Raw genomic sequence first — 7,210 nt, 5'->3', positions numbered from 1 at the left:
GTGCGGCCCGACCGGGTGGCGCGGGTACGGGCGGGGGCTGCGGGGCGCGGGCAGCCGGCGCAGCAGCGCCGCGCAGGGGCGCCCGGTGCGGCGGCCGTGGCAGCGCAGCCGCTGGCCGAGCGGGAGCAGGAGCACCAGCAGGGCGGTGGCCTTGGCGGTCTCCTCGATCACCGGGGTGGCGATCCCGGCGCCCAGCAGCTCGCCGAACGGTCCCCGGTGCCGGGTCAGGTAGCTCGCCGTCCAGTTGTTGGCCAGGATGGCGACGGTGGTGGCGGCGCAGGCACCCCAGCCGAGGCAGAACACGGTGTGCCGCAGCGGGACCCTGGCGGTGAGGTTGAGCCAGGCCAGGCCTCCGAGCACGAACGGCAGCGGCACCATCGCCAGGCCCAGGCCGACCAGCAGCCCGACCGTGCCGGTCTGCCGCTGGACCAGGTGGAGGATCAGCACCCCGCAGCCGATCAGGGTCAGCACGGCGGTCGCGGTGACGGAGGAGAGCGCCACCGAACGGTTGCGGCCCGGCGGGGCCCCGGGGGTGGCGGGGACGGCGGCCAGGGCGGGAACGGTGGCAGGGGCGGGAACGGCGGCCGGGGCCGCGGCGGCAGGGACGGCCGTGGGTGCCTCGGCTAAGACCGGCAGGGTGGGGGCGGGCCGGGGCAGCAGCCGGTGGGCCCGGCGCCTCCGGGGCCCCGGGATGGTCCGGGTGCCGCCGGTGCTCGGGACCGCCTCCGCTGCGTCGGCGGCGGCTCGACCGGTCGTCCGACCGTTCGTCCTGGACCCGCCGCCGGACGGGCTGCCCATGCGGCACAGGGTAGGCCACCGTGGCGGCCCGCCGGGAGGACCCGGGACGAACCGTCCGGCCCCTCCCCACCCGTACGGCTGCCGCGCGGCCGCCCGTTCGAACGGCGCCGGTGGGTCAGCGGCGGCGGAACAGCAGGTCGTGGACGACGTGGCCCTTGGCGATCCCGGCCCGTTCGAACTTGGTGACCGGACGCCAGTCCGGCCTCGGGGCGTAGCCGGGGATGCTGCCGTCCGGGTGGTCCGCGGGCTCCGTCCAGCCGGTCCCGTCCCCCTCGGGGTGCAGGTTCTCCAGCTCGGGAGAGGCGGCCAGCACGGCCAGCATCTGCTCCGCGTACGGCTCCCAGTCGGTGGCGCAGTGCACCAGGGCGCCGGGGGCGAGCCGGGGGAGCACCAGGTCGAGGAAGGCGGGCTGGACCAGCCGGCGCTTGTGGTGCTTGGGCTTGGGCCACGGGTCGGCGAAGTAGACCCGCAGACCGGCCAGCGAGGCGTCCGGGAGCATGTCGCGCAGCAGGATCACCGCGTCGCCGGCGGCGGTCCTGACGTTCCGGGAGCCGTCGCGCTCCAGCAGGCCGAGCAGGTTCCCGTGGCCCGGGGTGTGCACGTCGGCGGCGAGGATGCCCATGGCCGGGTCGGCGGCGGCCATCGCGGCGGTGGTCTCACCCATGCCGAAGCCGATCTCCAGGGTCACCGGCAGCCCGCCGAACAGCTCCGGCAGGTCCAGCGGGGTGCCGTCGATCGGGATGCCGTAGGTCTCCCAGCTCCGGTCCAGGGCGCTCGCCTGGGCGTTGGTCATCCGGCCCCGGCGCGGCTGGAAGCTGCGGATGCGACGCTCGCGGTGCTGGGCCTCGGTGGCCTTGTGCGGGTACATCGGCGCGGGGTAGGCGGCCGGCGCGGCGGACATCCGGGCGGACGGCGAGGGCTGGGGGATCGGGGCGGTGGCAGTCACAATCACCCGAGTCTACGGGGCTGTCGGGGCGCTCCGGCCGGGCCTGTGACCGGGCTCATCAGGGCCCCGGCGGGTCTCCGGGGCGCCGCTGCCACGCTGCTGGAAGCGACCCGGGACGGAACCCGCTGGTCACCCGGGAAGGAGCACCGGAAGGAGCCACCCCCGTGGTGGCTCCTTCCGTCCGGCGCCGGTCCCCGTCCGGCGCCGGCCCTACGCCTCCCAGGGCCAGCGGGTGTTCGCCCCGGCCTCCAGGAGGGGGATCAGCCGGAAGGCCGCGTCGCTCAGGCCGCCGAAGGTGTGCCGGTGGGCGGCGCCGCTGGGGCCGTGCCCCGGGGCGTAGCCGGCCAGGTTCCAGGTGTAGACGGGCACCTGGGCCGGGACGGCTTCGAGGGGGTCGCCGCCCCAGCGGCCGGGGCCGGTCTGCTCGTCGGTGACGATCACCACCCGGTCGTGGCCGCGGTAGTGGGTGCGGACGGCGTCGGCGGTGTTGGTGCCGCCGAGGTTGGAGAAACGTTCCAGCACCCGCAGCACCGCCTCGCCCCGGTCGACCTCGACCACCCGGCTGGTGGTGCCGAACTCGACCAGGTCCGCCGCCGCGGCCCTGACCTTCAGCGCGGTGCCGAAGATCGCCGCCGAGTCGGCCCGGTTGAGCTCGGTCGGGCCGCCGGAGCGGTCGAACATCGAACCTGACCGGTCCACCAGGATCAGTGTCCGGCCCGGCAGTTCGGGCACGTTGGCCAGCGAGTGGCCGAGCGCCGTCTCCAGCGCGTGCCCCCAGCGCAGCGAGGGCGCGTTGCGGTGCGCGGCCAGGTAGCGGAACGGGAACTGGCGCGAGCGCCGCACCTCGCCCCGGTCGGAGATCCGCCGGGCCACCTCGGCCGCGACGGCGTCCGAGACCCCGGCCCGGTCGAAGTTGCGCAGGTTCCTGACCAGCGCCATCGGGCCCATCGACGGGATGACCGCCTCCCAGACCGCCGCGTCCAGCGGCCCCTGGAGCCAGCCGGCCAGCGCCTCCCAGGTCAGCCCGGCGGCGGCCAGCCGCTCGACGCCGTCCTCGGCGGTCACCGCGGCCCGGCGCTCCCCGACGGGCAGCGCCAGCAGCTCGCGGTTGGCGGTCAGCATCCGGTCGGCGGCCGGCGGGACGGCCTCCTCCGGCCGGTGCCGGCGGTCCAGCGCGTACTCGAACAGCGCGCCCTGCCAGGGCTTGTCCCGGTCCGGCGAGGGGTGGGTCAGCTCGATCACGTCGCCGAAGCGGTAGCCCTTGCCGGCGGTGTCGTACTTGAGCAGCGAACGGGCGTCGTACAGGCGCGCGACGGCGTCCGCGACGCCGCGCTTGAGCGGCTTGGGCAGCGCCCGGCCGTACCGCGAGGTCCAGTAGGCGAGCAGCTCGCCGGGCTCGTCGGCGCGGCGCAGCACCGCCGCGACGGCCTGCCGGGAGTGGCCGTGGGCGCCCGCGTCCAGCCGGGCGCGGGTGAACTCGGCGGCGCCGACCAGGGCGGCGGTGCGCAGGTGGGCGTCGTAGCGCAGCCAGCGCAGCAGTCCGAGGGTCCACTCCGGCTCGGCGACGGCGAGTTCGCGCACCAGCGCGGTGTAGCGGTCGTCGCGCGTGCCGCCGCGCTCGTAGAAGGTGTCCTGGCCGACCATGTTGGCCACCGCGAGCAGGAAGAGCTCGGACTTGCGGTCCCGGACGTGGCCGGTGCCGCCGTTGTGGTTGTGGGTGAGCTGCCCGGTGGTGGTCACCGGCGAACTCGGACTCGCCTTGGCCCTGCGGACGTTGAACCTGGACATGCGACAGCCCCCCTCGGCCTGTTGGTGTCAGTGGGAGGGAGGCATGCCGCGGTCGGGGTGCCCGAGATCGTGCCGACCGTGGGACGGCCGACGTCGGCGGAGGTGTATGGCTTGTGCTCTACCACTTGAGCTAGCGGCCGCGCTCGCGCACGGCACACCCGGGACTTGAACCCGGAACACCAAGATCCGAAGTAACCCCCGCCTGCGCACCGGGCACTCCGAAGCGCACTGCCTCCCGAGATCGGAGTGGCGGCGGTGTTGCGCGGGCTCGAACCGCTACACCGGAGATCCGGCGTCTACCAGAAGTAACCGCTGCCGTCGCACCGGGAGGTGCGGAAAACTATTCACGTATGGGTGTCCGGAGATCGGGACGGCTGAGGTGACGAAGCTGCTCTGGCCACTGAGCTACACCGGCCCGAAGCCGGTGACGGGATTCGAACCCGCGACCTGCCCATTATGGAGTGGAAGTAACCTCTGCCTGCGCACCCGGACGAGGGAAACCATAATCAGGCTCCCCTCGCGGGTGCATCCCAATTACCGTCAGGCCGCGTCGTCGGGTCCGGCGTTCACGCCGGGGCGACGATCACCGCCCGGGCCCGCTCGGTCAGCTCCCGCACCCGGCGCTCACCCTGGAACGGCTCCAGCCGCCGCAGCATCTCCACCACGTACTCCCGGCTCCGCTGCGAGGAGATCCGGCCGGCCACCTCGACGGCGCGTTCGCCGGCGGCGACCGCGGCGTCAAGGTTGCCCGCCTCCGCCTCGGCCATCGCCGAGACCACCAGCCGCAGGCCGTGCGAGCGGACGTAGCCCTCGGTGGGCGTGGCCAGCGCCTCGCGGGTGAACTGTCGGACCTTGGAGGGCACGCCGAGGTCGCGGAAGCACTCGGCGGCGTCGGCGGCGAGCCGGTCGTAGGCGTAGAAGTCGATCCACGCCGGATCGGGATCCCCGGCGCGTGCCCGTTCGAGCGCGCTCTCCGCCGCACCGAGCGCCGTCGCACACGCCGCCGCGTTGCGGGCCTTGGCCTGGGCCCGGGCCTCCACCAGGTGGAAGAAGCTCATGGTGCGGGCGGTGGCCAGGCCCCGGTTGCGCTCCAGCGCGGCCTGCGCGAGGTCGACCGCCTCCTCGGCGAAGCCCCGGTAGCCGGCCTGGAGGCTCATCGAGGCCAGCACGTAGCCGCCGAGCGGTACGTCGGCGGCGGCCCTGGCGAGCCGCAGCGCCTGGATGTAGTAGCGCTGGGCGGCCTCGTGCTGCCCGGTGTCGAAGGCCATCCACCCGGCCAGCCTGGTCAGTTCGGCCGTCGCGCCGAACAGTGCCCGGCCGACCGCGTCGCTGTACGAGGCGAGCAGCAGCGGCGCCGCCTCCACCCGCAGGCACTCCGGCACCATCGACGAACGCCAGTCCCCGCCGCCGTACTTGGAGTCCCAGCGGCGCGCCTCCTGGGCGGCCTCGCGGAGCTTGGCGGCGTCCGAGTGGCCGACCCGGTAGGAGGAGGTGTCGGTGGGGGAGCGCGGGACCTCGCGGGCCACCGAGCCGTCCGCGGGGGTGATCAGCCAGCGGGAGACGGGGGTCGCGTAGGCGGCGACCGAGAAGGTGCCGGCCAGGCTGTCGCTCCAGCGGCCGCCGCCGGGACCGCGGCGCAGGTCGAGGTCGATCCGCCACAGGTCGGTCGCGGAGCGGACCGCGTCGGCGACCTCGCGCGGGAAGGCCAGGCCGAGTTCGGGCGCCGGGTCGGTGTCGCCCAGGCCGATCTCCTCCAGCGGGACGGGCCGGCCGAGCTTGCCGCCGATCGCGGTGGCGATCAGGTGCGGGACGGGCCCCTGCGGGACCATGCCCTTGCTGACCCAGCGGGCCACCGAGGTCTTGTCGTACCGCAGGGTCAGTCCGCGCTGGGCGCCGAGGTCGTTGACCCGGCGGGCCAGTCCGGCGTTGCTGATCTGGGCGAGGGTCAGGAGCGTGCCGAGCCGTTCGTTCGGTCCTCGTGGGCTGACGGTCATGGTGGCGGCGGCACCTCCTGCGGCCTTGTGCGCGGGGCCCGGGCGGCACCGGGCCGTAGCTGCTGCACCTAGAGTAGTCGGACGCGTTCCGACGGTTAAGAGGTCGCATTCCGGATGGCGGGATCGTGCACTCGGCGGTGTCGCACGGGAGTTGGTCCGGACCACTCGGATCCGGCCGCCCGCGCCGCGCGCCGGAGCCTCGTGCTCCGGTCCCGTGTTCACGTGCGCCCGGCCGTGCCCCCTGGCCCGACCGGCTGGTCGGCGATTCGCTGGTGGTCGTGGGCCGGCCTGCCGTCGAGGACCCGGCAGGCCGGGGGAAGCCGCCGTCTCCATCCCCGCGGGCGGCGGTGAAGTCCGGGAGGGCATGCGGATGCCCTCCCGGGCTGGGCGACGCCTTTCGGCCATCTCGCGATGCCCATGACAAAGGTGTTCGCGGGCGGTCCGGGCCGGGGAGGGGGAGGTCCGGCCCGCCCGACCCCACCAACCGCCGGACGATCCGAACTCCCGGCTGGTGCACCCGACTTGCCCGCCCGAAGCGATCGGCGCGCGGAGCCGCCCGGCGCCGCGGAGCGCGCCCGCTCCGGCCCGTACGGCCGTGGCAACGCCGCGTGGGGGACGGCACGGCCGGCGCGCGATCGGTTCGAACGGAGGCGGAACCCGCAACACCGGCCACGGCGGCGCCCGGCGATGGCACGATGTCTCCTGACGGCGCGTCGGGCTGCGGGGGCACGTCGGGACGCGCACGGGCCGCCACGGCACACCACCCGGCCGCCCGGCGGGCGGCGAACGCGCCGCACGGATGCAGGTCCTCGTCCGGTGGAGGCACGATGCGGTGGCTGACGGGCTGGTGCACGGGTGCGCCGAGCGCGGGCACTCCGGCACCCGTGGTGCTCGGCGCGGTCACGCCGATCGCCGCGCGCCCCCTGTGGACCGGGCCCGACCCGCTCTGGGCCGTGGGCGACTGGCGTCCGGGGGAGATCCGCCTGGTCACCCTCCGCCCCGGTGCCGCCGCCGTGGTCAGCACCGGGCCTACCACCCCCGACCAGGTCGAGGACACCCCCGCCACCTCCAGGCTCGCCGTCCTCGGCCACTGCGGCGCCACCGACGCCGAACTCGCCGCGGGCCTCGCCGCCGCCCGCGGCGGCGCCGTCCGCCACCTCACCGCCTGGCCCGGCAGCTACACCGTGGTGCTGCGCTCCGGCACCCGCTCCACCCTGCTGCTCACCGACCTCGCCGGCGCCCAGCCGGTCTTCCACACCCCGTGGGCCGGCGGCACCGCGTACGCCACCGCCGCCCTGCCGCTGGCCGACCTGGTCGGCGCCCCGCTGGACACCGGCCACCTCGCCGCCCGGCTCGCCTGCCCCGAGTCCCCCGAGGCGCTCGGCACCGGCACCCCGTACCTCGGCGTCCAGCAGGTGCCGCCCGGCCACCTGCTCGCCGTCCGCGGCGGCCGTCCGTACCTGTCCGGCTACGACGACCCGGCCGGCGCCGAGCAGCCGCGCGACGAGGCGCCCGCCGTCCGCGAACTCACCCGCGCCCTGCTGGAGTCCGTCCGCTCCCGGGTCCGCACCACCGCCCCGCCCCTCGACGCCGCGGGGCGGGCCAGGCTCGGTGTCGACCTCTCGTACGGGACGGCCTCCGCGACCGTCGCGCTGCTCGCCGCCGCCGTGCCGCTGCCGCCGGT

General features: G+C 75.7%; 4 protein-coding genes and 1 pseudogene. 1 reads left to right on the top strand and 4 read right to left on the bottom strand.

Annotated features, from left to right (window positions below; translation table 11 throughout):
- The 4 genes from BU198_RS14665 to BU198_RS14650 all read right to left on the bottom strand — a co-directional run.
- The coding region (locus BU198_RS14665; protein ID WP_188297286.1) for a PrsW family glutamic-type intramembrane protease at nucleotides 1-501 on the bottom strand (501 nt) is incomplete at its 3' end.
- A 412-nt stretch (nucleotides 502-913) separates the two neighbouring features.
- Nucleotides 914-1,699: a tRNA (guanosine(46)-N7)-methyltransferase TrmB gene (trmB, locus tag BU198_RS14660; protein ID WP_188297287.1), complete on the bottom strand. Its 786-nt coding sequence runs from the start codon at nucleotides 1,697-1,699 to the stop codon at nucleotides 914-916.
- A gap of 255 nt (nucleotides 1,700-1,954) precedes the next feature.
- Nucleotides 1,955-3,532 carry a TROVE domain-containing protein gene (locus BU198_RS14655; protein WP_188297285.1) on the bottom strand — a complete coding sequence of 526 codons (1,578 nt, stop codon included), beginning with the start codon at nucleotides 3,530-3,532 and terminating at the stop codon, nucleotides 1,955-1,957.
- A gap of 566 nt (nucleotides 3,533-4,098) precedes the next feature.
- Nucleotides 4,099-5,526 carry an MFS transporter gene (locus tag BU198_RS14650; protein WP_188297284.1) on the bottom strand — a complete coding sequence of 476 codons (1,428 nt, stop codon included), beginning with the start codon at nucleotides 5,524-5,526 and terminating at the stop codon, nucleotides 4,099-4,101.
- Between the two features lie 827 nt (nucleotides 5,527-6,353).
- On the opposite strand from BU198_RS14650, the pseudogene BU198_RS14645 reads away from it, so the two are divergent.
- Nucleotides 6,354-7,210: pseudogene (locus BU198_RS14645) on the top strand (asparagine synthase); the annotation flags it as partial.

This window comes from Streptomyces sp. CBMA156 (genome assembly GCF_014596515.1).
Taxonomy (GTDB): Bacteria; Actinomycetota; Actinomycetes; order Streptomycetales; family Streptomycetaceae; genus Kitasatospora.
Note: the sequence above shows the minus strand (reverse complement) of the source record. Positions and strands in the feature narration are given on the sequence as shown.